This is a genomic window from Rhodobacter flavimaris, assembly GCF_021378075.1.
Classification (GTDB): Bacteria; Pseudomonadota; Alphaproteobacteria; order Rhodobacterales; family Rhodobacteraceae; genus Rhodobacter; species Rhodobacter flavimaris.
On the sequence record NZ_JAJUOS010000010.1, the window covers coordinates 127,297 to 151,853 of the forward strand.

The 24,557-nt window shown below is 63.4% G+C and carries 32 protein-coding genes; 5 read left to right on the plus strand and 27 right to left on the minus strand.

Features of this window, described 5'->3' with window-relative positions:
• The first annotated feature begins 49 nt into the window (after nucleotides 1-49).
• On the plus strand, nucleotides 50-745 hold the full coding sequence (locus LZA78_RS13370) for an HAD family hydrolase (RefSeq protein ID WP_233677432.1): 696 nt from the start codon (nucleotides 50-52) through the stop codon (nucleotides 743-745).
• On the opposite strand, the gene LZA78_RS13375 is transcribed toward LZA78_RS13370, so the two are convergent.
• Nucleotides 742-1,473, minus strand: coding sequence for an SDR family NAD(P)-dependent oxidoreductase (locus LZA78_RS13375; protein WP_233677433.1), 732 nt, complete (start codon nucleotides 1,471-1,473; stop codon nucleotides 742-744). The genes LZA78_RS13370 and LZA78_RS13375 overlap by 4 nt on opposite strands.
• Before the next feature lie 133 nt (nucleotides 1,474-1,606).
• On the opposite strand from LZA78_RS13375, the gene argB reads away from it, so the two are divergent.
• From argB to trpB, 4 genes are all read left to right on the plus strand, one after another.
• Nucleotides 1,607-2,485: an acetylglutamate kinase gene (gene argB, locus LZA78_RS13380; RefSeq protein WP_233677488.1), complete on the plus strand. Its 879-nt coding sequence runs from the start codon at nucleotides 1,607-1,609 to the stop codon at nucleotides 2,483-2,485.
• A 218-nt stretch (nucleotides 2,486-2,703) separates the two neighbouring features.
• A complete protein-coding gene (locus LZA78_RS13385) occupies nucleotides 2,704-3,108 on the plus strand; it encodes a hypothetical protein (protein ID WP_233677434.1) in 405 nt (134 codons plus the stop codon).
• Nucleotides 3,105-3,617 (plus strand): SixA phosphatase family protein, encoded by a 513-nt coding sequence (locus LZA78_RS13390; RefSeq protein WP_233677435.1) that lies wholly within the window; start codon nucleotides 3,105-3,107, stop codon nucleotides 3,615-3,617. Before LZA78_RS13385 ends, LZA78_RS13390 begins: the two co-directional genes overlap by 4 nt.
• A 22-nt stretch (nucleotides 3,618-3,639) precedes the next feature.
• Nucleotides 3,640-4,839, plus strand: a complete 1,200-nt coding sequence (gene trpB / locus LZA78_RS13395; RefSeq protein ID WP_233677436.1) for a tryptophan synthase subunit beta — start codon at nucleotides 3,640-3,642, stop codon at nucleotides 4,837-4,839.
• 78 nt (nucleotides 4,840-4,917) lie between these two features.
• On the opposite strand, the gene LZA78_RS13400 is transcribed toward trpB, so the two are convergent.
• From LZA78_RS13400 to rpsH, 26 genes are all read right to left on the minus strand, one after another.
• Complete coding sequence (locus tag LZA78_RS13400) at nucleotides 4,918-5,709, minus strand: amino acid ABC transporter ATP-binding protein (RefSeq protein ID WP_306798983.1); 792 nt, start codon at nucleotides 5,707-5,709, stop codon at nucleotides 4,918-4,920.
• Nucleotides 5,710-5,719: 10 nt separating this feature from the next.
• Nucleotides 5,720-7,030, minus strand: coding sequence for an amino acid ABC transporter permease (locus tag LZA78_RS13405; RefSeq protein ID WP_233677437.1), 1,311 nt, complete (start codon nucleotides 7,028-7,030; stop codon nucleotides 5,720-5,722).
• Nucleotide 7,031: 1 nt separating this feature from the next.
• Entirely contained in the window at nucleotides 7,032-8,297 is a 1,266-nt protein-coding gene (locus LZA78_RS13410) for an amino acid ABC transporter permease (protein WP_233677438.1), read from the minus strand.
• Between the two features lie 127 nt (nucleotides 8,298-8,424).
• Complete coding sequence (locus LZA78_RS13415; protein ID WP_233677439.1) at nucleotides 8,425-9,441, minus strand: amino acid ABC transporter substrate-binding protein; 1,017 nt, start codon at nucleotides 9,439-9,441, stop codon at nucleotides 8,425-8,427.
• A 209-nt stretch (nucleotides 9,442-9,650) separates the two neighbouring features.
• Nucleotides 9,651-10,361, minus strand: coding sequence for an ATP12 family chaperone protein (locus LZA78_RS13420; protein WP_233677440.1), 711 nt, complete (start codon nucleotides 10,359-10,361; stop codon nucleotides 9,651-9,653).
• Nucleotides 10,358-11,023 carry an HAD-IA family hydrolase gene (locus tag LZA78_RS13425; RefSeq protein WP_233677441.1) on the minus strand — a complete coding sequence of 222 codons (666 nt, stop codon included), beginning with the start codon at nucleotides 11,021-11,023 and terminating at the stop codon, nucleotides 10,358-10,360. The genes LZA78_RS13420 and LZA78_RS13425 overlap by 4 nt, the downstream gene beginning before the upstream one ends.
• Complete coding sequence (locus LZA78_RS13430) at nucleotides 11,020-12,090, minus strand: RluA family pseudouridine synthase (protein WP_233677442.1); 1,071 nt, start codon at nucleotides 12,088-12,090, stop codon at nucleotides 11,020-11,022. Before LZA78_RS13430 ends, LZA78_RS13425 begins: the two co-directional genes overlap by 4 nt.
• Nucleotides 12,087-12,467 (minus strand): fluoride efflux transporter CrcB, encoded by a 381-nt coding sequence (crcB, locus tag LZA78_RS13435; RefSeq protein WP_233677443.1) that lies wholly within the window; start codon nucleotides 12,465-12,467, stop codon nucleotides 12,087-12,089. Before crcB ends, LZA78_RS13430 begins: the two co-directional genes overlap by 4 nt.
• A 44-nt stretch (nucleotides 12,468-12,511) precedes the next feature.
• Nucleotides 12,512-13,819 carry a replication-associated recombination protein A gene (locus LZA78_RS13440; protein WP_233677444.1) on the minus strand — a complete coding sequence of 436 codons (1,308 nt, stop codon included), beginning with the start codon at nucleotides 13,817-13,819 and terminating at the stop codon, nucleotides 12,512-12,514.
• Between the two features lie 71 nt (nucleotides 13,820-13,890).
• The gene (locus LZA78_RS13445; protein ID WP_233677445.1) at nucleotides 13,891-14,247 is read right to left on the minus strand and encodes a Rid family hydrolase; all 357 of its coding nucleotides are present in this window, start codon (nucleotides 14,245-14,247) and stop codon (nucleotides 13,891-13,893) included.
• 109 nt (nucleotides 14,248-14,356) lie between these two features.
• Entirely contained in the window at nucleotides 14,357-14,845 is a 489-nt protein-coding gene (locus LZA78_RS13450) for a GFA family protein (RefSeq protein ID WP_306798984.1), read from the minus strand.
• A gap of 187 nt (nucleotides 14,846-15,032) precedes the next feature.
• On the minus strand, nucleotides 15,033-15,617 hold the full coding sequence (locus LZA78_RS13455) for an acyl-homoserine-lactone synthase (RefSeq protein WP_233677447.1): 585 nt from the start codon (nucleotides 15,615-15,617) through the stop codon (nucleotides 15,033-15,035).
• 47 nt (nucleotides 15,618-15,664) lie between these two features.
• Nucleotides 15,665-16,249, minus strand: a complete 585-nt coding sequence (locus LZA78_RS13460) for a helix-turn-helix transcriptional regulator (RefSeq protein ID WP_233677448.1) — start codon at nucleotides 16,247-16,249, stop codon at nucleotides 15,665-15,667.
• A 291-nt stretch (nucleotides 16,250-16,540) separates the two neighbouring features.
• Entirely contained in the window at nucleotides 16,541-16,960 is a 420-nt protein-coding gene (rplQ, locus tag LZA78_RS13465; protein ID WP_218630861.1) for a 50S ribosomal protein L17, read from the minus strand.
• A gap of 151 nt (nucleotides 16,961-17,111) precedes the next feature.
• On the minus strand, nucleotides 17,112-18,128 hold the full coding sequence (locus tag LZA78_RS13470) for a DNA-directed RNA polymerase subunit alpha (RefSeq protein WP_233677449.1): 1,017 nt from the start codon (nucleotides 18,126-18,128) through the stop codon (nucleotides 17,112-17,114).
• Between the two features lie 120 nt (nucleotides 18,129-18,248).
• Nucleotides 18,249-18,638 carry a 30S ribosomal protein S11 gene (rpsK, locus tag LZA78_RS13475; protein WP_068765008.1) on the minus strand — a complete coding sequence of 130 codons (390 nt, stop codon included), beginning with the start codon at nucleotides 18,636-18,638 and terminating at the stop codon, nucleotides 18,249-18,251.
• A 15-nt stretch (nucleotides 18,639-18,653) separates the two neighbouring features.
• Nucleotides 18,654-19,022 (minus strand): 30S ribosomal protein S13, encoded by a 369-nt coding sequence (gene rpsM, locus LZA78_RS13480; protein ID WP_233677450.1) that lies wholly within the window; start codon nucleotides 19,020-19,022, stop codon nucleotides 18,654-18,656.
• A gap of 171 nt (nucleotides 19,023-19,193) precedes the next feature.
• On the minus strand, nucleotides 19,194-19,850 hold the full coding sequence (locus tag LZA78_RS13485) for an adenylate kinase (RefSeq protein WP_233677451.1): 657 nt from the start codon (nucleotides 19,848-19,850) through the stop codon (nucleotides 19,194-19,196).
• A gap of 14 nt (nucleotides 19,851-19,864) precedes the next feature.
• The gene (gene secY, locus LZA78_RS13490; protein WP_233677452.1) at nucleotides 19,865-21,223 is read right to left on the minus strand and encodes a preprotein translocase subunit SecY; all 1,359 of its coding nucleotides are present in this window, start codon (nucleotides 21,221-21,223) and stop codon (nucleotides 19,865-19,867) included.
• Between the two features lie 103 nt (nucleotides 21,224-21,326).
• Entirely contained in the window at nucleotides 21,327-21,797 is a 471-nt protein-coding gene (gene rplO, locus LZA78_RS13495) for a 50S ribosomal protein L15 (protein ID WP_218630866.1), read from the minus strand.
• A gap of 149 nt (nucleotides 21,798-21,946) precedes the next feature.
• On the minus strand, nucleotides 21,947-22,276 hold the full coding sequence (locus LZA78_RS13500) for a hypothetical protein (protein ID WP_233677453.1): 330 nt from the start codon (nucleotides 22,274-22,276) through the stop codon (nucleotides 21,947-21,949).
• Nucleotides 22,277-22,356: 80 nt separating this feature from the next.
• Nucleotides 22,357-22,545, minus strand: coding sequence for a 50S ribosomal protein L30 (gene rpmD / locus LZA78_RS13505; RefSeq protein WP_218630868.1), 189 nt, complete (start codon nucleotides 22,543-22,545; stop codon nucleotides 22,357-22,359).
• Nucleotides 22,546-22,557: 12 nt separating this feature from the next.
• On the minus strand, nucleotides 22,558-23,118 hold the full coding sequence (gene rpsE / locus LZA78_RS13510; RefSeq protein ID WP_233677454.1) for a 30S ribosomal protein S5: 561 nt from the start codon (nucleotides 23,116-23,118) through the stop codon (nucleotides 22,558-22,560).
• A 123-nt stretch (nucleotides 23,119-23,241) separates the two neighbouring features.
• Entirely contained in the window at nucleotides 23,242-23,601 is a 360-nt protein-coding gene (rplR, locus tag LZA78_RS13515) for a 50S ribosomal protein L18 (RefSeq protein WP_233677455.1), read from the minus strand.
• An 11-nt stretch (nucleotides 23,602-23,612) separates the two neighbouring features.
• The gene (gene rplF / locus LZA78_RS13520; RefSeq protein WP_233677456.1) at nucleotides 23,613-24,146 is read right to left on the minus strand and encodes a 50S ribosomal protein L6; all 534 of its coding nucleotides are present in this window, start codon (nucleotides 24,144-24,146) and stop codon (nucleotides 23,613-23,615) included.
• A gap of 10 nt (nucleotides 24,147-24,156) precedes the next feature.
• Nucleotides 24,157-24,555, minus strand: coding sequence for a 30S ribosomal protein S8 (gene rpsH / locus LZA78_RS13525; protein ID WP_218630872.1), 399 nt, complete (start codon nucleotides 24,553-24,555; stop codon nucleotides 24,157-24,159).
• Between the last annotated feature and the right edge of the window lie 2 nt (nucleotides 24,556-24,557).

The window sequence follows — 24,557 nt, forward strand, 5'->3', positions numbered from 1 at the left end:
TTGCCTTTTGCCCCCGCATCGGGCCACTCTCGCCGCCCGGGAGGCGCCCATGACCCTGACCACGATTGGCTTCGATGCCGACGATACGCTCTGGCACAACGAGCGGTTCTTTCACCTCACGCAGGAGCGGTTTCACGACCTGCTGGCCGCCCACGCCCCGCGCGAGCATCTGGCCGAACGGCTGCTGGCGGCCGAGCGACGCAATATCGGCCATTACGGCTTTGGCGTGAAGGGCTTCACCCTGTCGATGATCGAGACCGCCATCGAGGTCAGCGAGGGGCGCGTGCCCGCCTCGGTCATTGCCGAGATCATGGCCGCCGGGCGCGAGATGCTGGCCCATCCAATTGAGTTGCTACCCCATGCCCGCGAGGCGATCGAGGCCTTAGCGGGGCACTACCGAATCGTGCTGGTCACCAAGGGCGACCTGCTGGACCAGGAGCGCAAGCTGGCGCAATCGGGGCTGGGGGAGTTGTTCAACGCAGTCGAGATCGTCTCGGACAAGAAGCCCGAGGTCTATCGCACCGTCTTCGCCCGCCATGGCACCGGACCCGCCGAGGGCATGATGGTGGGCAATTCGCTGAAATCCGACGTGATCCCAATGATCGAGGCCGGGGGCTATGGCGTGCATGTCCCCCATGACCTGACATGGGCGCTGGAACATGCCGAGCCGCCAACCGCCGACCCGCATTTCGCCGAACTGCCCGATCTGGGCGCCCTGCCCGATCTGGTGGCGCGGCTGGCCTAGACGTGCTGGCCCGCGTTCACCTCGATCTCGGTCCCGGTGACATAGCTTGAGGCATCCGAGCACAGGAACCAGATCACATCGGCCACCTCACGCGGCTGGCCGAGGCGGCGCAGCGGCAGGTTCTCGACGATCTTCTCGGTGCCGGGGGACAGGATAGATGTCTCGATCTCGCCAGGCGCGATGGCGTTGACGCGCACGCCAAGCGGCCCGAAGTCATGCGCCATCTCGCGCGTCAGCGCCTTCAGCGCAGCTTTCGAGGTCGCATAGGCCGCGCCCGCGAAAGGATGCACCCGACTGCCCGCAATCGAGGTGACGTTGACCACCGCCCCCTTTGCCGCCGACAGCTCTTCCTTCAGCCCGCGCGCCAGCACGATCGAGGCGAAGAAGTTGACGTGGAACACCTGCCCCCAGGTGCTCAGATCGGTATCGAGCGTATTCAGCCGACTCCCCCCCGGCCCCTTCGGCGAGATGCCCGCGTTATTGACCAGCGCGTGCAGTTTGCCATCCAGCCGCGCGCGGATCTCGGAGATCGACTCGATGGTCTTCTTGGGGTCAGCAAGGTCGATCTCGATGTGATCTTCGCGGCCACCGCCCCAGGGGCATTGCTCGGGAAAAGGTTGGCGCGAGCAGGTGATGATCCGCCACCCCTCGCGGGCGAATCGTTTAACCGTGGCATGGCCGATCCCCCGGCTTGCCCCCGTCAGCAGCATCACCTTGCGGTCGTCCATTCCGGCCTCCATTCTGCATTTGCAGCAAACCTAATCCCCTGCGCGGCAATGGCAATGCCCTTGGCATGGGACGCGTTTGCCCGTAACACTGGGCGCCGACTTTTCCCGGGGGCAAGACATGAGAAAGCAGACCATGGACCGTGACTGGATCGCCACCGCCCGGACCCTCTCCGAGGCGCTTCCCTACCTGCAACGCTACACGGGCGCCGTTGTCGTCGTGAAATTCGGCGGCAACGCGATGGGCGACGATGACGCCATGGCCGAGTTCGCCCGCGACGTGGTGCTGATGAAGCAGGTCGGCATGAACCCGGTCGTCGTGCATGGCGGCGGCCCGATGATCAACGAGATGTTGGCCAAGCTGGGCATCAAGTCGGACTGGGTGCGCGGCAAGCGCGTAACCGACAAAGCCACCGTCGAGGTGGTCGAGATGATCCTGTCGGGCCTTGTGAACAAGCGCATCGTGCAGGCGATCAACGATCAGGGCGGACGCGCCGTCGGCATATCGGGCAAGGACGACGACCTGATGGTCTGCGAGGCCGATGACCCGGAACTGGGCTTCGTGGGCCGCCCGGTCGAGATGAACGTGCAGGTGATCCGCGATCTTTACAGCGCGGGCATGATCCCGGTGATCGCCCCGGTCGCGACCGGCGTGAACGACAACGAGACGTTCAACGTCAACGGCGACACCGCTGCGGGCGCCATCGCGGGCGCGCTGCAAGCCGACCGCCTGCTGCTGCTGACCGATGTCGCGGGCGTCAAGAACAAGGACGGCGAGGTCATCACCAACATGACCCCCGACGAGGTGCAGGCCCTGATCGCCGACGAAACCATCTCGGGCGGCATGATCCCCAAGGTCGAGACCGCGCTGAAAGCGGTCAAGGAGGGTGTGCGCGCCGTGGTCATCCTTGATGGCCGGGTGGCGAATGCCTGCCTGCTGGAGCTGTTTACTGAACATGGCGCGGGCTCGATGATCCGCTCCACCATTCCGAAGGTGAAGCCACGTCGCGGATAAGCGCCGATTTCCTGAATGATCTGGATGCCGAGCGGCTTTTCGTCGCCGGCACCCTTGAGGATGCGGGCAGGCATATCGCCCTGCTCGCCCCCGCCGAGCCCGGCTTCTGGGCGCATCTGACCGCCAGCCCCGAGTATCGCGACGGCGCGCCCGACCCGATCGACCGCTGGTCCACCCGTGTAATCAGCGCGCTGGCGCAGCGCCATGGCGGCACGGCGGTGTTTCCCTCGGATGGGCCGCCCTACCCGCCCTTTATCGACTGGGCGCTGCGCTCGGGGCGGTTTCACCGCTCGCCCGTGCAATTGCTGGTGCATCCGCAGATGGGTCTTTGGGCCAGCCTGCGCGGCGCCATCCTGTTTGACGCCTTGCCCTGTGCCCCCCTGCCCGCCGCCCCAAGCCCCTGCGCGGGCTGCCCTGCCCCCTGCCTTACGGCCTGCCCGGTCGGCGCGCTGCGCGAGGGCGCGCCCTATGACGTGCCCGCCTGCCACGATTTCCTCAATGAACCCGAAGGCATAGACTGTCTTTCTCGGGGTTGCGCCGTTCGGCGCGCTTGCCCCGCAGGGCGAAGCTATGGCAGGCTCGACGAGCAGTCCGCTTGGCATATGAGGCACTTCCACAAATGACACCGCTCGGCCACCGCCGCCTGATCCTGACGCGTCACGCGAAATCCAGCTGGGATGACCCGCTGATGGAGGATCACGACCGCCCCCTGAACGCGCGGGGCAATGCCGCCGCGCGCGAGCTGGGCGACTTTCTGGCCTCGCGCGGGCTCGAACCCGAAGAGGTGCTCTGCTCCACCGCCAAACGCACCCGCGAAACCTGGGATCGCGTCGCCGGCGCCGTGATCGAGACGCGCCCCGAAGTACGTTACCTTGACGCGCTCTACCACGCCTCGGCCGACACCATGCTCGAGGTTTTGAAGACCGCGACACAGCCCTGCGTGATGATGATCGGGCACAACCCCGGCATCGCCGAATTCGCGGCGCGGCTGCCCTCTCGCCCGGTCTTCGACCCCGAGTTCCGCAAATACCCGACTTGCGCCACGCTGATCGTCGATTTCCAGATCGACGACTGGTCACAGGTCAAACCCGGCTTCGGTTCGATGCTGGAATTCTTCCGCCCTACGCGATGACTATCAGAAGTGAGGATTTTTCATGGGGTATCTGAAATCGACACCCAACACCGAAGGTTTCTTCGGTGAATATGGCGGCGCGGACCTGCCGCCGCCGCTCGTCCCGCATTTCAAGGAAATCACGGACGCCTATCTGCGCCTGTCGAAATCAGCCGATTTCATCGCCGAGCTGCGCTATATCCGCAAGCATTTCCAGGGCCGCCCGACCCCGGTCAGCCACCTCAAGAACCTGTCCGATCTGTGCGGCGGCGCCCAGATCTATGCCAAGCGCGAGGATCTGAACCACACCGGCGCGCATAAGCTCAACCACTGCATGGCAGAGGGGCTTCTGGCCAAATATATGGGCAAGAAGAAGCTGATGGCCGAGACCGGCGCGGGCCAGCACGGCGTGGCGCTGGCCACTGCGGCTGCCTATTTCGGGCTCGAATGCGAGATCCACATGGGCGAGATCGACATCGCCAAGGAAGCGCCGAACGTCACCCGGATGAAGCTTCTGGGCGCAACCGTCGTGCCCGTGGGCTTCGGCGGGCGCTCGCTCAAGGAGGCGGTGGACAGCTGCTTCCAAAGCTACGTCTCGCAAGCCGACACGGCGCTCTTCGCGATCGGCTCGGTCGTGGGGCCGCACCCCTTCCCGCGCATGGTGCGCGACTTCCAGCATGTGATCGGCGTCGAGGCGCGCGAGCAATTCCTGGAAATGACCGGCGAGCTGCCCGACATGGTCGCGGCCTGCGTCGGCGGCGGGTCGAACGCGATGGGCCTCTTCTCGGGCTTCATCGAGGACAAGGACGTGGCGCTCTACGGGGTCGAACCGCTCGGCACCTCGTCGAAACTGGGCGAGCATGCCGCCACCATCACCTATGGCGAGGATGGCGACATCCATGGCTTCCGCACCATCGTGCTGAAGGATGCCGAGGGCAACCCGGCCCCGGTCCATACCGTGGCCTCGGGCCTCGACTACCCCGGCGTCGGCCCCGAACACGCCCACCTGCACCGCACCGGTCGCGTCACCTACACGGCCGCCAGCGACACGGAGGCGCTCGACGCCTTCTACAAGCTCTCGCGCCACGAAGGCATCATCCCCGCCCTCGAAAGCGCCCACGCGGTGGCCTTCGCGATCCGCGAGGCCAAGGCCCATCCCGGCAAATCGATCCTGATCAACCTCTCGGGACGGGGCGACAAGGATATCGACTACGTGACCGAAACCTACGGCTTCGGCGAATGACAAAAGTGGCCCTGCGGGGCCCCTTCTTCTTGGTCCAAATACCTCGGGGGTCCGGGGGCGGCGCCCCCGGCCTTGGCCTCAGTGTCCCAGGATCTGGCTGAGGAACAGCTTGGTGCGTTCCGACTGCGGGTTGTTGAAGAAGTCGTGCGGGTTGTTCTGCTCGACGATCTGCCCCTGGTCCATGAAGATCACCCGGTTCGCCACGGCCTGGGCAAAGCCCATCTCGTGGGTCACGCACAGCATCGTCATCCCCTCTTCGGCCAGCTCGATCATGGTATCGAGCACTTCCTTGATCATCTCGGGGTCAAGCGCCGAGGTCGGCTCGTCGAAGAGCATGATCCGCGGCTTCATGCACAGCGAGCGCGCGATTGCCACACGCTGCTGCTGGCCGCCCGAAAGCTGGCCGGGATATTTCAGCGCCTGATCGGGAATCTTCACCTTCTCGAGGAAATACATCGCCGTTTCCTCGGCTTCCTTCTTCGGGATCTTGCGCACCCAGATCGGTGCCAGCGTGCAGTTCTCAAGGATGGTCAGATGCGGGAAGAGGTTGAAGTGCTGGAACACCATCCCCACTTCCGAGCGCACCTTGTCGATGTTCTTGAGGTCCGAGGTCAACTCGGTCCCGTCCACGATAATCTTGCCCGACTGGTGCTCTTCCAGGCGGTTGATGCAGCGGATCATCGTCGATTTGCCCGAACCCGAAGGCCCGGCGATAACGATCCGCTCGCCCCGGTTCACGGTCAGGTTGATGTCGCGCAGAACATGGAACTGGCCATACCACTTGTTCATGTTCTCGATCTGGATTGCGACCTCGTCGCTGACCTGCATGTGGCTGCGGTCGATGTCACGTTCGAAATGCGGCTCCGTCATGGGTCGCTCCTTAACGGTGGTCACGCTTCAGCTTGCGCTCAAGATACATTGCGTAGCGCGACATGCTGAAGTTCAGGATGAAGAAAATGGCGCCGACGAAGACGAAGGGTTCCCAATAGATCCCTTTCCAGTTGAAGTCGGCACGGATGAAGTCGGGGATGCCCTTGAGCGGGTCGAAAAGGCCCACGAAGGTCACAAGCGTGGTGTCCTTGAACATGCCGATGAAGGTCGACACGATCCCCGGGATCGAGATTTTCAGCGCCTGCGGCAGAATGATCAGCCGCTGCGCCTTCCAGTAATCCAGCCCCAAGGCGTCGGCCGCCTCATACTGCCCGCGCGGAAGTGCCGCGAGACCACCGCGGATCACCTCGGCGATATAGGCCGCAGCGAACATCGTCACCAGGATCATGACGCGCAGGATGATGTCGAAGTTCGTTCCCGGCGGCAGGAAGTAGTTCAAGAGCAGCGAGGCCACGAACAAGAGCGTGATCAGCGGCACGCCGCGGATGAACTCGATGAACATCACCGAGAAGCTCTTGATCAGGAACATGTTCGACTGCCGGCCCAGCGCCAGGATAATCCCGAGCGGCAGCGACAGCGCGATGCCCCCGGCGCCAATAGTGATTGCCAAAAGGAAGCCGCCGAAGCGGTCCGAGGCAACAGGCTCGATCGCCAGAGGGATCACCTTGGTCAACACCTCGTCCAGCGGCCCCACGGCAAACAGCCAGAACAGGACGGGTGCGACGATTGCCACGACCACGGCCAGGATCGCGCTGATATCGCCAAGGATGCGCAGCGCGAGGTAGCCGATCCCGAAGCCCGCGGCGATCATGATCACCGGCCAGGCCGAGCCGCCCCAGAGCAGCCAGATCGCCAGCAGCGGATAGGTCAGGCTGAACAGCAGCATTTGCCGCGGCAGTTGCGTGAACAGCACCGGCGCCACGGCAAGCAGCAGGCCCAGGAAGACCGCAATCGGGCGCCAGTAAAGCTCCGGCGGGTAGAAGCCGAAGATGAACTGGTGCCAACGCTCGCGCAGCATGGCCCAGCAGGCGCCGGTCGCACCCTCCCCCCAGGTCGCGGCGATGGCGGTGCGGCATTCGGCGATCGAATTCGCATTCCAGACGGAGTGGCGGAACCACGGGTAGAAATGCGTCACCAGCAGATAGATCACGAACAGGCTCGCCAACGTCAGCACGGTGTTGAGCCAGCTTGCGAACAGGTTCTCGCGCAGCCATTTGACCAGACCGGCCTGCGAGGTCGGCGGATCTTTCGGCGGCAGCATATCCTTGCGCACGAAGGCGGCGGTTTGCGAAGTGCTCATCTTACCGCTCCTTCAGCTTGACGGATTTGTTGTAGATGTTCATCAGCCCCGAGATCGTCAGCGAGATCGCCAGGTAGATCAGCATCATCAACAAGATGGCCTCGAGCTCGCGCCCGGTCTGGTTCAGCGTGATGCCCCCCAGCGTGCCGCGCAGGTCCATGTAGCCCACGGCGATGGCCAGCGACGAGTTCTTGGTCAGGTTCAGATATTGCGAGATCAGCGGCGGGATGATCACCCGCAGCGCCTGCGGCAGGATCACCAGCTTCATCGTGCGGTTCGGACGCAGGCCGAGCGCGAAGGACGCCTCGGTCTGGCCTTTCGAGATGGCCATGATGCCCGCGCGGACGATCTCGGCGATGAAGGCCGCAGTATAAAGCGTCAGCCCCAGCCAGAGTGCCACGAAGGCGTTCGAGACGTTGACGCCGCCGGTGAAGTTGAAGCCCTTGAGCGTCGGCGAAACCAGATGGAAGCCCAGGGCCACCAGCACGACAAGAAGCGGGCCGAACAGGATCAGCAGGCTTTTCCACCAGGTCACCGGGCGCACGCCGGTGTCATCCTGCACCTTGTGGGCATGGGCCTGAAGCCGACGGTTGGCCCAGATCGAGACGATCAGGACGACGGCGATCAGCAGGAAATTCAGCGAAATCGGCGCGAAGGCCGTGTCGATCGCGCCCAACGAATTGCTGAACTCGATCGCCGGGATCGCGGTGTAGCGGTTGGTCAGCGCAATCGAGTCGAAGAGCAGCATCGAAACTGCGGACTCGCCGGTTTCCGGGTTGATCTTATAGGCATTCGGCGAAGGCGTGATCTCGGTCAGCAGGGCGAGGCAGACGAGGATCCACAGCAGCACCGGGATGTTGCGGAACATCTCGACGTAGAAGGTCATCAGTCGCGCAACCAGCCAGTTGTGCGACAGGCGCAGAACACCCACGAAGATGCCCAGTACGGTTGCTGCCGCACAGCCGAGGATTGAGACCCATAAGGTGTTGAGCAGGCCCACCAGCAAGGCGCGGGCGTGCGTGTTATCGTTGGTGTAGGGGATCAACTGCTGGCCGATATCGTAACCTGCACGGTTACTCAGAAAGCCGAAGTTGAAGTCCTTGCCAAGCTGATTGAGGTTCTGGATCGTGTTGTCCACGAGCCAAGCGGCCCCTGCCATCACCAGGATGAAGGTCACGACCTGAATGGTCAGCGAGCGATAGCGGGTATCGTAAATGAGCTGACTGAGCCGGAAGCCTTGCTCCGGCGCATCCGATGCGCTTGTCATTCGTGTATCCCCTGTTCCTGCCGCGCGTCCCGGGCTTGGGCCCATGTTGCGAGGTCATGCCTCCGCGCGCAGGATCTTGTTCAATGAGAGGGGCGCGCCGACATCCGGCGCGCCCGTCCTGAGTTTCTTAGCGGAACGGCGGAGCGTAGAGCAGGCCGCCCTGGGTCCATTGCGCGTTCAGGCCGCGCGCCAGAGCGATCGGCGTCGCTTCACCGATGGTCGCGGCGAATATCTCGCCGTAGTTCCCGCCGGCCTTAATGGCGCGCACAGCCCAGTCGTTGTCAAGACCGGTCATCTTGCCAAGCTCGCCTTCCACGCCGAGCAGACGGTTGATTTCCGGGTTGTCGGTGCCCTTGGCCAGTTCATCGACATTGGCCGAGGTTACGCCGTATTCTTCAGCGGCGATCAGCGCGTTGAGCGTCCAACTCACGATGTCGCCCCACTGGTTGTCGCCATGGCGCACTGCCGGCCCGAGCGGCTCTTTCGAGATCACTTCGGGAAGGATGATGTGGTTTTCCGGATCCGCGTAGGAGGCGCGGGTGGCGGCGAGGCCCGAGATGTCGGTCGTGTAGGCGTCGCAAGCGCCAGCCAGGTACTGCTGTTCACCTTCGGCGTTCGAGTCGATGGTGATCGGCTGGTAGGTCATGTTGTTGGCCTTGAAGAAGTCGGCCAGGTTCAGTTCGGTCGTGGTGCCAGTCTGGATGCAGACCGAGGCGCCATCAAGCTCTTTCGCCGAGGTCACGCCCAGATCCTTGCGGACCATGAAGCCCTGACCGTCATAGTAGTTCACGCCGATGAAATCGAGCTTGAGGTCTGTATCGCGCGAGAAGGTCCAGGTGGAGTTGCGCGCGAGCATGTCGACCTCGCCCGAAGCCAGCGCGGTGAAGCGGGTCTGGCCGGTGGTCGGCACGTATTTGACCTTGGACGGATCGCCCAGAACGGCAGCAGCCACGGCCTTGCAGACGGCCACGTCAAAGCCAGACCAGTTACCATTCGCGTCCGGCGCGGCAAAGCCGACAAGACCGGTATTCACGCCGCAGTTCAGCTCGCCACGGGCCTTCACGTCTTCCAGGGTGCCGGCAGCAGCCACACCCGCAGAGACCGCGGCCACAGCCAGCGTGCCGAGAAATACGGATTTTTTCATTTTTACCTCTTCCTGAGTTGCCGCCCTCGTGGGGCGGTTCTTACGCCCGTCTTCGGGCAGGAACATTCGTGAGGTTGATCCCCAGTGGGCCGAGTTTGGGCCATTTGATCAAAGAAGGTCAAGATAGATTGCAGTTTTGGATCGGACTCTTGTCCAATTTGCGAGCAAACGCTTAAACAGCCGACAGAAGTTTTACGCCTGCCGCTGCGTCAACCGTGACGCAATGCCCAGAATCGCTCGGCCTCAAGCAGGGCTTCGCGCTTGTGCGCGGCCTGTTCGGCGGCCTCTTCATCCTCGCCCCATTGCTCGATCTGCCAGGTCTCGTCGATCCGCGCGAGGTCCCAGGCCGTGGCCGCATCCAACCGCCTCGTCGCAACCGCCAATCCCAGAACGAGCGAGCCGGTGATTCCCACCAGATCGTGCACCGAGGCCATCTCGTATTCATCGAGCGCAGCGACACGCGCGGCCAGCGTGGCCAGCGCGGCCTCGGGCTGCGCAACGGGGATCACCCCCTTGGTCACCGCGAGGCGCGCGCCCAGTTCGGCCTCGGCCCAATCAAGCAGCGCGTCCCAGGCCGCCGCCTGACGCGCGACCAGTTCCTCGGGCCGCTCGGCGCGGTAGCAAAGCAGGTCGGTGCCGCCATAGGCGGCGATCAGTTCGGCCACTTCGGCGTGCTGATGGCGCACCTTGTCGATGGCCGCATTGGCCGAACGCGTCACCGGCATGGTCGTCGGGTCGATCTTTTCGCCCTGCGCATCCCATTCCGCGGCAATCGCCTCGGCCATGGCACGGGTGGGCACCTCAAGCAATGCCTTCGCCGGGGTCTTGAGCGCCCGCCCGTCGAGCGAAACGCCGAACCCGCCGGGCTGCTCGGTGACCGTTGCCGCCTTCCAGAACCGCTTTGCCGTCCAACCGCTCATGCATGCATCTCCACGAAATCGCCCAACACGGCCTCAAGCGCCGCGAATGTGTCCACAAGCCGGTCCGCGCCCGCTGCCAGCAGATCGGCCACCGGGTGATACCCCCAGCTGACCCCGATCGTGCCGCAGCCCGCCGCGCGACCCATCTCGATGTCAAAGGTCGTGTCGCCGATCATCACCACATCGCGCGCGTCAATCCCGGTATCGGCCAGCGCGGCAAACAGCATCTCGGGGCTCGGTTTCGACGGGTGGTCATCCGCGACCTGCCGCGTCACGAAAATCCCCTCGAGCCCGTGATGGCGCAAAAGCGCATCGAGCCCGCGCCGCGATTTGCCCGTTGCCACGCCCAGAAACAGATCGTCGCGCTGCGCGAGCTTGCGCAGCAGCTCCGCCGCCCCCGGATAGAGCGGCGCGGGCGAGGCCGCGCGGCTGGTGAAGTAGCTGGCCTTGTAGCCCTCGACGATGGCGGCCTGCGTGGCTGCATCCTGATCCGGCGCTAGCCGCGCGATGGCCACCGGCAGCGAAAGCCCAACGATCGACAGCGTCGCCACGCGCGAGGGCGCGGGCAAACCGACCGTTTCGAACCCGAGCGCCATGGCGTGACAGATATGCGCCTGGCTGTCCGAGATCGTGCCGTCCACGTCGAAGACGATCAGCTTCATTCGAGATCCTCGAACGGATCGGCGGGCACCTCGTTTTCATGCCAGCCTAGCGTCTTCCAGGTGCGCTTCATGTGATCGGGCAAGGGCGCGCTGATGGTGACTCGCTTCTTGGTGATCGGGTGGTCGAAGCTGATCTGGCGGGCATGCAGGTGCAGCTTGCGGCTGATCTCGCCGCCCAGTTGCGCGCCCCAACCGTCGCCCAGGTTCTCCTGCCCCGAGCCGCCATACTTGCCGTCGCCCACGATCGGATGGCCAAGTTCCGCCATATGCGCGCGCAGCTGGTGCGTGCGCCCGGTGATCGGCACCAGCGCGACCCAGCTGACCCGCGTTCCGAGCGCATCGAGCACCGCGTAATCGGTCGTGGCGCGCTTGGCATCGGGGTAATCGCCGATCTTGGCGGGGTGGATGCAGATCATCTTCTCGCCCTCGCCGCCCCGGCCATGGCCCGGCGCCTTCATCAGGGCAAAGCGCACCGTGCCCATCTTGGGGTTGGGCACGCCCGCGACCGCCGCCCAGTAGATCTTGCGCGTGGTCTTGTGGCGGAATGCCTCGGACAAGGCCCGCGCGATGCGGTCGGTGCGCGCGATCAACAGAACGCCCGAGGTGTCCTTGTCGAGCCGGTGCACCATCTTCGGCTTATCCTTGTAGCCAAAGCGCAGCGCATCCAGCAGGCCATCGACGTGCCGATCCCCCTGCCCCGAACCGCCCTGCGAGGGCAGCCCCGGCGGCTTGTTCAACGCGATGATATGCTCGTCACGCCACAGCACGCAGGACTGGATCATCTCTTCATCGGCGGCCGAGATGCGAACGCCGCCATCCTTGGCGCGCTCGGCAGCGGCGCCCTTCGGCGTCGCGGTCGCGGGCGGCAGCGGCGGCACGCGCACCTCTTGCCCCGGCTCCACCCGGCTGTTGGCCTTCACCCGCCCGCCATCGACGCGCAGCTGGCCCGTGCGGCACATCTTCTCGACCGCGCCCTGCGTCAACTGCGGGAAGCGTTTCTTCAACCAGCGATCGAGGCGCTGCTCGCCCTCGTTCTCGGTCACCTTGATCAGTTGCACAGCGCTCATGCCAACACCCACCGCATGAAATGAACTCCAAACATCAGCCCCGACAGAGCGCCGATCACCGAGATTGCGACATAGAAGGCCGCATGACCCACATCACCACGTTCGATCAGCGTCCATGCCTCGAGCGAGAAGGACGAGAAGGTCGTGAAGCCGCCCAGCACGCCCGTCGCCAGAAGCGGGTTGAGATGCGTCATCGCCCGCTGCCCGAGGAACACAACCAGCGCCCCCATCACGAAGGACCCCACGATATTCACGAAGATCACCCCCAGCGGGATGGTCTGCGGCCCGAACAGCCGCAGGATCGCCACCCCCGAGAGGTAGCGGCCCGAGGCCCCGATGGCGCCGCCGATGGCGACCTGTAGAATGGTGGACAGCATGGAGTTCTCCTTTGGCGCCGAGAAACCCTCGGGGGGGCCAAATGTCAACCGTTACGCTTGTCTCGCAGCTTTGCGAACCACTCGACACGCTTTTTCAGCTCGCGTTCGAAGCCGCGTTCGACCGGATTGTAATAGACCGGGCGCTTCATCGTGTCGGGGAAGTAGTTCTGTCCCGAGAAGCCATCCTCGGCGTCGTGGTCATAGGCATAGCCCGCGCCATAGCCCTGCTCTTCCATCAGCCGGGTCGGCGCGTTGAGGATATGCTTGGGCGGCGGCTCGGACCCGGTCTTGCGCGCCCCGTCGCGCGCGGCCTTGTAGGCGACGTAGCCCGCATTCGATTTCGGCGCGAGGGCGAGGTAGATCACCGTCTGCGCCAGCGCCAACTCGCCCTCGGGCGAGCCGAGGCGTTCATAGATCTCCCAGGCGTGCAGCGCCTGGGTCTGGGCCTGCGGATCGGCAAGGCCAATATCCTCGACCGCCATGCGCACGAAGCGCCGCGCAAGGTAGCGCGGATCCTCGCCGCCTTCGAGCATCCGGGCAAACCAGTAAAGCGCCGCGTCCGGGTCTGACCCGCGCACCGATTTGTGCAGGGCCGAGATCAGGTTGTAATGCTCATCCCCCGACTTGTCGTATTTCGCCGCCCGCCGCATCAGCCGCGCCGAGAGCGCCTGCGTATCGAGGGGCGCCGAGACCTTCCAAGCCATCACCTGCTCGATCAGATTTAGCAGCGCCCGCCCGTCGCCATCGGCCATCTCCATTAGCGCCTCGCGCGCCGGGGCCTTGAGCGGCAGCGCCCGGCCCAGGGTCTGCTCGGCTCGCTGCGCCAGCCGTTCGAGACTGGCGAGGTTCAAACGCTCCAGCACGATCAACTGCGCGCGGCTGAGCACGGCGGCGTTCAGCTCAAAGCTCGGGTTCTCGGTTGTGGCTCCGACCAGCAGGATCGTGCCGTCCTCCATATGCGGCAGGAAGCTGTCCTGCTGCGCCTTGTTGAAGCGGTGGATCTCATCGACGAAAAGCAGCGTGCCCCGGCCCTGCTGGAAGCGCAGCTTGGCGGCCTCGAACACCTTGCGCAATTCCGGCACGCCCGAGAAGATCGCCGAGATCTGAACGAAGCTGCGGTCGGTTTCCGAGGCCAGCAGCCGCGCGATGGTGGTCTTGCCCACGCCCGGCGGCCCCCAGAGGATCAGCGAACTCAGCGACCCCGCCGCCAGCATCGCGCCCAAGGGTCCCTCGGGGCCCAACACATGCTCCTGCCCGATCACCTCGGAAAGGTGCTGCGGACGGATGCGGTCCGCGAGGGGGCGATGGGCCGGAGCCTCTTTCGCCGGTTGGGTATCGAACAGGTCAGACATGGCCCATAGGTAATCCGCGCGCCGGCGGTGCGAAAGCCCCCTTGCCGCAAGAAACGCGGACGCTGCACGCCTCAGTCGGGGACGACGGCATCCGCCTCGATCTCGACCAGCCACTCGGGATTCACGAAGCGGTTGATCGCCATGATCGTATCGACTGGTCGCGAGTCGAGGCAGTAAAGCTTTCGGGCCTCGATGGCCGGTTTCCAGTTGTCGATATCGGTCAGGATCACCCGTGTGCGCACTACGTCCTGAAGACCGGATCCGGCCTGCTCCAGCGCAGCCTTGATGATCTCGAAACACTGCCTGGTCTGCAAGAACACGTCGCCGACGCCGACGGTCTTTCCGTCCGTCCCAACCGGTGCCGTACCGCCGACCGCGATGAAGTTCCCAACCCTGACGGCCCGACTGAACCCCACGATGTTTTCCATGGGATTGCCGTTGGAAATTAGCTGTCGCCCCTGACCCATAGCTCGTCCTCCCCAAAGGTGTCTCCAGACGCTGTGAGGCCCTCGTGGTTTCTCATCCCGCGCGCTTGCCTTACAAATCCCCAATTCGGCGGCAGGTTTCGAAGATCGTCGCCTGCTGCGGTGTGCCGTCGCTCGTCGTCGCATGCTCGGTGAATGTCGGCACCCCGGCGGGCACGACGGTGTCCGGGCGAGCCACCCCAAGAAAGATGTGCTTTGAGGTCTCAGGGGCGAGCGGGAACCAGCCGGGGTCATCAAATGTTCCGGCGTATATACCGACGGCGCCGGGAAACCGCTCAAAACTGAGCCAGAGCTTGGTGCCGCAATCCGGGCAGAAATGAACATGGACAACCTTGCCGGAGCCCGCGGAGACCTGATCGTAGATCTTGGGCGCGCCCGAAAGCACGACAAGATCGCGATCATCGAAGATCGGCTCGACCATATAGGCTGATCCGGTGGCCCTTTGGCAAAACCGGCAATGGCAAATCGTGACCCGGCTTGGCATGGCAAGCGTTGCGTAGCGAACGGCTCCGCATAGGCATCCCCCTTCGTGTCGTGTCATTGCGCTTCCTCCTTGTCACGGAAGTGAACCCGACAGGCGCCGCGCTCACTCCCAGCCTAGCACGGAACAGGCTCACCCGCCGAAACATCCGTGACAGACGGTCCACCAAAAAGAAAAGGCCCCCGCGATTGGCAGGGGCAAGTTAGTCATACAGGCTGCGGCGCGTTGGGTTCGGCCGCATGAAGGATCAGTGCATCTTGGTGGCGAGACTGATCTCGACGCAGACATGCGCGCCGCCGATGTCCAATACCGGTCCCGTCGGCTCACAATCGAGCCCCACCCGGCGCGCCAGACGCGGCGCAAGGGCCGGGATCAGTCCCAGCACCTGCGTCGCGCCGAAGGTGCGTGCCGAGATGACCATCTCGTGGATCAGCTGCGACTGCACGCGCATGCGCTGCCCCGAGGGCACGTGCTCGGACACGAAGATGCGCGAGCATTCCCAGATGTGCTCGCCGATCGGCGCCTCCTGCCAGAGCAGGTTCGACGGGATCGACTCGAGCAGCCCGCGTTGTGCATCGCGGATCATGTAGCTGTAGATCCCGCACTGATGCGTGGTCGGCAGCAGCCGGACCCCGGCCAGAACCCGGCCATTTTCGTGAACGGCGACCCAACGGCTTGCCGCCGTGTCATATTGGTCGAACTCCATCCCGTCGACCTGCGGCAGATCCCACCGCTTACGACCGATGAAAGTTTCGTGTCGTGCGCGAAAGAAATTCGCGAACAACTCGCCATGGTTGTGCAGATTGGCGTAAGAAAGAGTGGTAGCTTCCATAGTAGTGCCTCCTTGGGGTTGAAACCTGGCAGGAAGCGCCACAGAGCTCAGAGCAATCTGTATTCTCGCGCTTTTCGCACGGCCTCGGAGGTGGTGCGGGCCTCAAGTCGGATCCGAGCCGACTTCAACCTCGCTTTCAACGCACTCTCCGATATCCCCAGTTTGGCAGCGGCAGCAGTGTGGCGATCCCCGTTCGAAATGCATTGCAGGGCCTCGATCTGAGCTGATGTCAGCTCAGTCGGTGGCGTGTTCTCCTCATGCAGGCGCAACGCTATTTCCAGAAGCTTCGCCAACTCGGCGTCGGTGAATTCCCGGTCCCCCCGACCGATACCGACGATGGAGCGCGAAGAGATCGGCCCGCACGAGGCCGATGCTCCGAATTTCATGCCGAAAGCCGCCGCCTGTTTGATGACATCAAACGGGTCGGGAAAGGTAATCTCGCTCCAACGGGTGACACCCGTGCAGCCAATCCCCCAGAAGACGAGGGGATCGCGCAGGTAGTAAGAGTTGTCATTGTAGAGACGGACCCAACCGGGCGGAAACGTGCTGTGATAGATCAGCGGCGTGGCGAAGCGTATGTGCAACCCTACGGTGAATCCGAGAGGTGACAGCTGGGCCAGTTCGTTCAGCATTTCAGACGTCGCGCGATTAAAAGACATATCCTTTTAGACAGGTCGCTGAGGGGTCCGTCAACTTTTAATTGAATTTGCTGACTTTCCCGGGTGGGTATTAACCATCTATAAACTTAAAGGCGCAGGAATTGCACACCCCTTTGGCGTGCTTAGAGGGTCGCAGGAGGGGCTATTTCGTATAGCGCGGCACCGGATGCAGATTGCGCGGCCACGATTCTGCCCCGGCGCGAAAAAGAAAAATCCCGCCAAAGGGCGGGATTTTCAGTTCGGTCGGACCAAGCGGCCAGAGGATTATTCCTCGGCGGCTTCCTCGGCGGCCAGGCGGGCCTTGTCGGCAGCGCCCTTGGCGGCGGGGTCACGGTCAACCAGTTCGATGATCGCCATCGGAGCCATGTCGCCATAGCGGAAGCCGGCTTTCAGAACGCGGGTGTAACCACCGTTGCGCTCTTTGAAACGCGGGCCGAGAACGTCGAACAGCTTGGCGACGTACTGGTCTTCCTTAAGCTGCGAAGCAGCCAGACGGCGCGCGTGCAGGTCGCCACGCTTCGCCAGGGTGATCAGCTTTTCGATGATCGGGCGCAGTTCCTTGGCTTTCGGCAGAGTGGTCTTGATCTGCTCGTGCTCGATGAGCGAGCCAGCCATGTTGGCGAACAGCGCCTTGCGGTGTTCGTGGGTACGGTTCAGACGGCGGTAGCCGCGAGCGTGACGCATCTTATTTCTCCAGACTTGCGTTTTGCTTTGTGTTGCGCCGCCTGCGTTGGACGGTGCGTCGTTGGGGCATTTGCCCATGGTTCCCGGGACGTCCCGGCATTGGATGGGGGGCGTTTAGCCCACGCCCCCCGAATGAGTCAAGCCACGAGGATCAGAACTGATCTTCGAAACGCTTGGCCAGATCCTCGATGTTCTCCGGCGGCCAGTCCTCGACTTCCATGCCGAGGTGCAGACCCATGCCCGAGAGCACTTCCTTGATCTCGTTGAGCGACTTGCGGCCGAAGTTCGGGGTGCGGAGCATCTCGGCTTCGGTCTTCTGGATGAGGTCGCCGATATAGACGATGTTGTCGTTCTTGAGGCAGTTGGCCGAACGCACCGAAAGTTCCAGCTCGTCCACCTTCTTGAGGAGGAGCGGGTTGAACTCGAGGCCCTCGTCGGCGTCCTGCTTCGAGGCCGATTCCGGCTCGTCGAAGTTCACGAAGATCGACAGCTGGTCCTGCAGGATGCGCGCGGCGTAGGCCACGGCGTCCTCGGGGGTCAGCGAGCCGTCGGTTTCGATTTTCATCGTCAGCTTGTCGTAGTCGAGCACCTGGCCCTCGCGGGTGGGCTGAACTTCGTAAGCGACTTTCTTCACCGGCGAGTAGATCGCGTCGATGGCGATCAGGCCGATCGGCGCATCTTCCGGCTTGTTCTTGTCGGCGGCCACATAGCCCTTGCCGGTGTTCACGGTGAGTTCCATGAACAGGTCAGCGCCGTCGTCGAGATGGCAGATCACGTGATCCTTGTTCAGGACCTCGATGCCGTTCGATTCCGAGATGTCGCCACCGGTCACAACGCCCGGACCCTTGGCCGAGATCGACAGGCGCTTCGGCCCCTCGACTTCCATCTTCAGCGAGATGCCCTTGAGGTTCAGGATGATGTCGGTGACATCCTCACGCACACCGGCGACCGAGGAGAACTCGTGCAGCACGTTGTCGATCTGCACCGAGGTGATGGCCGCGCCTTGCAGCGACGACATCAGCACGCGGCGCAGCGCGTTGCCCAGCGTCAGACCGAAGCCGCGCTCAAGCGGTTCGGCGATCACGGTCGCCTGACGTTGCGGATCATTGCCAGCCTTGACTTCAAGCTGCGTCGGCTTGATCAGCTCGGCCCAATTCTTATGGATCATGCGCTCTGCCTCCATACTTGTTCCGGACCCATGTCCAATAGCCCGGAACGCCCGAGGAAAAATGCGAAAGCGGTCGGGCCGTGCAGGAACCCCCGCACGGCCCGACCGTCGAAACCTTGATTAGACGCGGCGACGCTTGGGCGGGCGGCAGCCGTTGTGCGCGATCGGGGTCACGTCACGGATCGAGGTGATCGTGAGACCGACAGCGGCCAGCGCGCGCAGCGCCGACTCACGGCCCGAACCCGGGCCCTGCACTTCAACGTCGACCGTTTTCAGGCCGTGCTCCTGCGCCTTGCGGGCAGCGTCTTCAGCAGCCATCTGGGCGGCATACGGGGTCGATTTGCGCGAGCCCTTGAAGCCCATGGTGCCCGAGGACGACCACGAAATGGCGTTGCCCTGAACGTCAGAGATCAGGATCTTGGTGTTGTTGAACGACGAGTTCACGTGAACGACGCCAGCGGCGATGTTCTTGCGCTCTTTGCGTTTAACGCGGGTTTTATCGCGAGCCATTAGTTCACCCTCCCCTTACTTCTTCTTGCCGGCGATCGGCTTGGCCGGGCCCTTGCGGGTACGGGCGTTGGTGTGGGTGCGCTGACCGCGAACCGGCAGGTTGCGACGGTGGCGCAGGCCGCGGTAGCAGCCAAGGTCCATCAGGCGCTTGATGTTCATCGACACTTCACGGCGCAGGTCGCCCTCGACCGTGAGGTTGGCGTCGATGTATTCGCGGATCGCGAGCACTTCGGCGTCCGAGAGTTCATTCACACGGCGCGTCGGCTCAATGCCAACGGCTTCGACGATCTGGTTGGCGAACATCGGGCCGATGCCGTGGATGTACTGAAGAGCGATCGGGACGCGTTTCCCGGTCGGAATGTTGACGCCAGCAATACGTGCCAAAGCGACTTTCCTTATGTTGCGGTTCCGTAGCACCAGAACCTTTTTTCACAACAACCCCGGTCAGATGTCCGGGATCACGAAAGCCCGAGACTGCATCGCAGACTCAGGCGATTCTCAAGCGAGACGCCGTGACCTAGAGGGATTTGTCCACCGGGTCAAGCGCCTTCGCGTTTATTTGGAGACGGCATCCAGAATGGTGTCGATCTGACCCGCAACCTCGTCGATCTCAGCCAGACCATCGACGGTGCTCAGCGCGCCGGCGTGGTAGTAATAGCCGATCAGCGGCGAGGTCTTCTTGTAGTATTCCATCAACCGGGTCTTGAGGCTGTCCTCGTTGTCATCGGCGCGCCGCTTCATGTCGTGGCTGCCGCAGACATCGCAGGTGCCCGCAACCTTGGTCGGCTTGGTCTCGTCGTGATAGACCTCGCCGCAGTTGCCGCAGGTGAAGCGGCCGGTGATGCGCTTGACCAGCGCCTCGTCGTCCACCCGCATCTCGATCACCGCATCCAGCGTCTGGCCGGTCTTGGCCAGCAGCGCGCCAAGCGCGTCCGCCTGCGGCAGGGTGCGCGGGAAGCCGTCGAAGATGAAGCCATTGCCCGAGGTCGAGGCCATCTTTTCCTCGATCAGGCCGATGACGATCTCGTCGGTGACCAGCTCGCCGCGGCTCATCACCCCGGCGACCTTTTGACCCATCTCGGTGCCCGAGGCCATTGCCTCGCGCAGCATGTCCCCGGTGGAGAGCTGAACCATGTTCCGCTCGTCCACCAACTTGCGTGCCTGCGTGCCTTTACCGGCGCCGGGCGGGCCCAGAAGGATGATATTGGTCATGCCGGCCCCTTCCGTCAGCGACGCGCCGGAGCCTTGCGGCCCGTTTTCTTCTTGCCGCGCAGCTGCGACTTCTCGATCAGGCCCTCATACTGATGGGCCAACAGATGCGACTGCACCTGATTGATCGTGTCCATCGTCACCGACACGACGATCAGCACCGACGTGCCGCCGAAGTAGAACGGGATCGACAGCTGCGAGCGCAGGATCTCGGGCAGCAGACACACGGCGGCCAGATAGGCCGAGCCGATGACCAGCACGCGGGCGACGACATAGTCGAGGTAGTCCTCGGTCTTCTTGCCGGGGCGGATACCCGGGATGAAGCCACCTTGGTTCTTGAGATTGTCGGCAACCTCGTCCGACTTGAACGCAACGTTCGCGGTGTAGAAATACGCGAAGAAGACGATCATGACCGTGAAGAACAGCAGGTAAAGCGGCTGACCCGGGCCGAAATAGGCCAGAACCGTCGACATGATCGGGCCGGTCGAAGCGCCCGAGAAGGTCGAGATCGTGGTCGGCAGCAGCAGCAGCGACGAAGCGAAGATCGCCGGAATGACGCCCGCCGGGTTCACCTTGATCGGCAGGTGCGACGAGCCGCCGTCATAGATCTTCATGCCGACCTGGCGACGGGGATACTGGATATGGATCTTGCGCAGCGCACGCTCCATGAACACCACGAAGGCGATCACGGCCACCACCATCACGATCACGCCCAGGATCACCGGGGTCGAGATGGCGCCCGCACGGCCCTGCGCGAAGAACTGCGCCAGGGCGGCCGGGATCTCGGCGACGATACCGACGAAGATGATCAGCGAAACGCCGTTGCCGATGCCGCGCGCGGTGATCTGCTCACCCAGCCACATCAGGAACATGGTGCCGCCGACGAGCGTGATGACCACGGAGGCCAGGAAGAACATGCCCGGGTTATGCGCAAGGTCGCCCGCCTCAAGCGAGCGTGCCAGACCGAAGGCCTGGAAGGTCGCAAGACCCACGGTCGCGTAGCGGGTGATCTGGTTGATCTTCTTGCGGCCCTGCTCGCCCTCTTTCTTCAACTGCTCAAGCGAGGGGACCAGCGCGGTCAGCAGCTGAACGATGATCGAGGCCGAGATGTAGGGCATGATGCCGAGGGCGAAGATGCCCATCCGGCCAAGCGCACCGCCGGTGAACATCGACAGGATGCCACCGATGCCGGAGGCCGCGCCTTCCATGAATTCACGCAGCGCGACCGTATCGATACCCGGCACCGGGATATAGGTGCCGAGGCGATAGATGATCAGCAGGCCGATCGTGAAGAAAATCCGTTGGCGCAGCTCGGTGGCCTTGCCCAGGGCGCCCCAGCTGAGGTTCGCCGCCATTTGCTCTGCAGCAGATGCCATATGCCCGTCTCTTTCATGCAAAACGCCGCCAGACCGTTCCCCGGTCGGCGGCGCCTGGAAAACTATTGCCTATGTAAGCGGGCCGGGGCCCGCCCACAACCGCTTATTCCGCAGCGGCGGCGGCAACGGTCAGCGTGCCACCGGCCTTCTCGACGGCTTCGATAGCCGCTTTCGAAGCGCCCGTGACGTTCAGGGTCACCTTCGAGGTGATCTCGCCCTTTGCCAGAACGCGCACGCCGTCCAGCTTGCGGCGCACCAGACCCGAGGCGACCAGCGCGTCTTCGGTGATGGCTTCAGCGGCGTTCAGCTTGCCTTCGGCGATGAACTTCTCGATCAGGCCGAGGTTCACGACGGCGAACGACAGGCGGTTCGGCTTGGTGAAGCCGCGCTTCGGCAGACGACGGTAGAGCGGCATCTGGCCGCCTTCGTAACCGTTCAGAGCCACGCCCGAGCGCGATTTTTGACCCTTGATACCGCGACCGGCGGTTTTACCCTTGCCCGAGCCCGGACCACGCGCAACGCGCTTGGATTTCTTGGCGGCGCCCGCGTTGTCGCGGAGTTCATTCAGTTTCATGTCGCTTCTCCTTTGCCGGAAATGCCCCCACAAGCGACAGAGGGGCACACGCGGCGTTTCTTGATTGATTCTTGTGGCCACAGACGGCCACCGGGGGCGTATAGACGAGGTGCTGGCGGGGGGTCAAGTAACATAGAGCCCCCACCGGTTCAGACCGCCTCGATCGCCCAGCCTTCGGTCGCAAAGCCATGCAGCGCGCCAAGCAGGATCAGCGGCTCTTCCCAGCTCCAGAGCCAGGTGAGCGACGGGGCGCCGGGCGGCGTCTCGACCTCGATGCAGGCGTCGTCCTCACCCTCGGCATCATACCAGGAGACGTCGAAGCCCGCATCCTCGGCCGCCTCGGAAAAGGCGTCCCAGTCTGCATCCGGCCCCTCGGGCGCGAAGCGGAAAACGGCGACGGCGAGCGCGGGCAGATCGCCCTGCCCTTCGAATTCTGCAAAAAACTTCGCCGTCTCGGCCTTCAGTTCCTCGAGTTCCATGACATTCATCCTTCCAATGGGGTCATGAAAAACGCCCCGGCCTTGCGACCGGGGCGTTTTCCCAAGCGTATGCGCTGAAATCAGCCGCGCTCTTCGACGATGGTCACCAGATGCGGGATTTTGTTGACCATGCCGCGGACCGAGGGGGTGTCCTCGAGCTCACGGGTGCGGTTGATCTTGCCGAGGCCCAGACCCTTGAGGGTCGCGGCCTGGATGGCCGGACGGCGGGCGGCCGAAGCGATCTGTTTCACAACGATGGTTTTTGCCATGGTTCAATCTCCTCAGGCTTCAACCGAAGCTTCGGCTTCGGGCTTGGCGAGGATGTCCGCAACCTTCTTGCCGCGACGCTGCGCGACCTGACGGGGCGACGATTCCTTCTTGAGGCCATCGATCGTCGCACGGATCATGTTGTAGGGGTTCTGCGAGCCGAGCGACTTCGCAACAACGTCCTGAACACCGAGCATTTCGAAAACGGCACGCATCGGACCACCGGCAATGATACCGGTACCGGCCGGGGCGGTGCGCATCACGACGCGACCAGCGCCATGACGGCCTTCGACGTCGTGGTGCAGGGTGCGGGCGTCTTTCAGAGCGACGCGAACCATCGAGCGTTTTGCTTGCTCGGTGGCCTTGCGGATCGCTTCCGGCACTTCTTTCGCCTTGCCCTTGCCGAAGCCGACGCGACCACGCTGGTCACCGACAACGACGAGCGCGGCGAAGCCGAAGCGCTTACCACCCTTCACGGTTTTCGACACACGGTTGATCGCAACGAGACGATCGGCGAATTCCGGGGCCTCTTCGCGCTCGGCGCGACGGTCCCGACGGTTCTCACGTTCTGCCATGAGGCATTCCTTTCGTGATGGCGTGGTTTCACGCCGTTACATCCAATCCTAGTGGGCGCCCGGAACAGCGTTCTGGGCTGACCCCCGGATCATCGGGGTGGCGCGAACGCCACCCGCCGGTTCTTAGAACTTCAGACCAGCTTCGCGGGCCGCATCGGCCAGAGCCTTGATCTTCCCGTGGAACAGGAAGCCGCCACGGTCGAAGTAGCACTCTTCGACACCGGCTTTCTTGGCACGCTCGGCGATGGCAGCACCGATCTTGGCGGCTGCTTCGACGTTGTTCTTGCCGACGACACCGAGATCCTTTTCGAGGGTCGAGGCCGAGGCAAGGGTCACGCCGTTCACGTCGTCGATCAGCTGAACGCTGATGTTCTTGGACGAGCGATGCACCGACAGACGGGCACGGCCATTGGCCATTGCTTTCAGTTTGTTCCGGACGCGCAGGCGGCGCTTGAGGAACAGCTCTCTTTTGTTGTTCGCCATTTTCGCTACCCTTACTTCTTCTTGCCTTCTTTGCGGAAGACATACTCGCCCTTGTAGCGGATCCCTTTGCCCTTGTAGGGCTCGGGCTGCCGCCACTCGCGGATATTCGCCGCCACCTGGCCGACCAGTTGCTGGTCGATGCCTTCGATGGTGATCTCGGTCTGCTTCGGGGTCGCGACGGTGACACCGGCGGGAACCTCGAAGTTGACCTCGTGCGAGTAGCCGAGCGACAGCTTCAGAACGTTGCCCTGCATCGCGGCGCGGTAACCCACACCCTGAATTTCGAGCTCTTTCTTGAAGCCGGTGGTGACGCCGACGCCGAGGTTCTCGATCATCGAGCGGGTCATACCCCACTGCTGACGCGCACGCTTCGAAGTACCGCGCGGCGTAACAGTGACGGTCGTGCCGTCGATGGCGATGGTCACATCGTCGGTAGCGGTGAAGCTGCGGGTCCCTTTCGGGCCCTTCACTTCGATGGTCTGACCAGCCAGCGTGGCAGAAGCGCCAGCGGGCAGCTCGACCGGTTTCTTACCAATACGAGACATGCTTCCCTCCTTAGAACACGGTGCAGAGCACTTCACCGCCAACGTTGGCAGTGCGCGCAGCCGCGTCCGTCATGACGCCCTTCGGCGTGGAGACGATCGACACGCCCAGGCCCTGACGGACCGTCGGGATGTCCTTCACCGAAGCGTAAACGCGACGACCGGGGGTGGACACGCGCTTGAGTTCGCGGATCACCGGGGTGCCTTCGTAATACTTCAGGCTGATCTCGAGCTGGGGCAGGCCCTTCTCGCAGGTCACTTTCTCATAGCCACGGATGTAGCCTTCCGCTGCAAGCACGTCGAGAACCCAGGCGCGAAGCTTCGAAGCCGGGGTGCGGACGGTGGACTTGCCGCGCAGTTGCGCGTTGCGGATGCGGGTCAGCATATCGCCGAGGGGATCGTTCACAGACATTC

Coding starts and splice junctions, on each gene's coding strand:
- LZA78_RS13445 (WP_233677445.1), bottom strand. CDS start 14,247: ATGGAAAACATCGTGGGGTTCAGTCGGGCCGTCAGGGTTGGGAACTTC.
- secY (WP_233677452.1), bottom strand. CDS start 21,223: ATGGCATCTGCTGCAGAGCAAATGGCGGCGAACCTCAGCTGGGGCGCC.
- LZA78_RS13370 (WP_233677432.1), top strand. CDS start 50: ATGACCCTGACCACGATTGGCTTCGATGCCGACGATACGCTCTGGCAC.
- rplR (WP_233677455.1), bottom strand. CDS start 23,601: ATGGCGAACAACAAAAGAGAGCTGTTCCTCAAGCGCCGCCTGCGCGTC.
- argB (WP_233677488.1), top strand. CDS start 1,607: ATGGACCGTGACTGGATCGCCACCGCCCGGACCCTCTCCGAGGCGCTT.
- LZA78_RS13410 (WP_233677438.1), bottom strand. CDS start 8,297: ATGACAAGCGCATCGGATGCGCCGGAGCAAGGCTTCCGGCTCAGTCAG.
- LZA78_RS13470 (WP_233677449.1), bottom strand. CDS start 18,128: ATGATCCATAAGAATTGGGCCGAGCTGATCAAGCCGACGCAGCTTGAA.
- rpsH (WP_218630872.1), bottom strand. CDS start 24,555: ATGTCTGTGAACGATCCCCTCGGCGATATGCTGACCCGCATCCGCAAC.
- LZA78_RS13415 (WP_233677439.1), bottom strand. CDS start 9,441: ATGAAAAAATCCGTATTTCTCGGCACGCTGGCTGTGGCCGCGGTCTCT.
- trpB (WP_233677436.1), top strand. CDS start 3,640: ATGGGGTATCTGAAATCGACACCCAACACCGAAGGTTTCTTCGGTGAA.
- LZA78_RS13500 (WP_233677453.1), bottom strand. CDS start 22,276: ATGGAACTCGAGGAACTGAAGGCCGAGACGGCGAAGTTTTTTGCAGAA.
- rplO (WP_218630866.1), bottom strand. CDS start 21,797: ATGAAACTGAATGAACTCCGCGACAACGCGGGCGCCGCCAAGAAATCC.
- crcB (WP_233677443.1), bottom strand. CDS start 12,467: ATGCTGTCCACCATTCTACAGGTCGCCATCGGCGGCGCCATCGGGGCC.
- LZA78_RS13390 (WP_233677435.1), top strand. CDS start 3,105: ATGACACCGCTCGGCCACCGCCGCCTGATCCTGACGCGTCACGCGAAA.
- LZA78_RS13430 (WP_233677442.1), bottom strand. CDS start 12,090: ATGAGCGCTGTGCAACTGATCAAGGTGACCGAGAACGAGGGCGAGCAG.
- LZA78_RS13425 (WP_233677441.1), bottom strand. CDS start 11,023: ATGAAGCTGATCGTCTTCGACGTGGACGGCACGATCTCGGACAGCCAG.
- LZA78_RS13455 (WP_233677447.1), bottom strand. CDS start 15,617: ATGGAAGCTACCACTCTTTCTTACGCCAATCTGCACAACCATGGCGAG.
- rpsK (WP_068765008.1), bottom strand. CDS start 18,638: ATGGCTCGCGATAAAACCCGCGTTAAACGCAAAGAGCGCAAGAACATC.
- LZA78_RS13420 (WP_233677440.1), bottom strand. CDS start 10,361: ATGAGCGGTTGGACGGCAAAGCGGTTCTGGAAGGCGGCAACGGTCACC.
- rplF (WP_233677456.1), bottom strand. CDS start 24,146: ATGTCTCGTATTGGTAAGAAACCGGTCGAGCTGCCCGCTGGCGCTTCT.
- rpmD (WP_218630868.1), bottom strand. CDS start 22,545: ATGGCAAAAACCATCGTTGTGAAACAGATCGCTTCGGCCGCCCGCCGT.
- LZA78_RS13460 (WP_233677448.1), bottom strand. CDS start 16,249: ATGCTGAACGAACTGGCCCAGCTGTCACCTCTCGGATTCACCGTAGGG.
- LZA78_RS13450 (WP_306798984.1), bottom strand. CDS start 14,845: ATGACACGACACGAAGGGGGATGCCTATGCGGAGCCGTTCGCTACGCA.
- LZA78_RS13400 (WP_306798983.1), bottom strand. CDS start 5,709: ATGACGGAGCCGCATTTCGAACGTGACATCGACCGCAGCCACATGCAG.
- LZA78_RS13440 (WP_233677444.1), bottom strand. CDS start 13,819: ATGTCTGACCTGTTCGATACCCAACCGGCGAAAGAGGCTCCGGCCCAT.
- LZA78_RS13485 (WP_233677451.1), bottom strand. CDS start 19,850: ATGACCAATATCATCCTTCTGGGCCCGCCCGGCGCCGGTAAAGGCACG.
- rplQ (WP_218630861.1), bottom strand. CDS start 16,960: ATGCGTCACGCTCGCGGCTACCGCCGTCTGAACCGTACCCACGAACAC.
- rpsE (WP_233677454.1), bottom strand. CDS start 23,118: ATGGCAGAACGTGAGAACCGTCGGGACCGTCGCGCCGAGCGCGAAGAG.
- LZA78_RS13405 (WP_233677437.1), bottom strand. CDS start 7,030: ATGAGCACTTCGCAAACCGCCGCCTTCGTGCGCAAGGATATGCTGCCG.
- LZA78_RS13375 (WP_233677433.1), bottom strand. CDS start 1,473: ATGGACGACCGCAAGGTGATGCTGCTGACGGGGGCAAGCCGGGGGATC.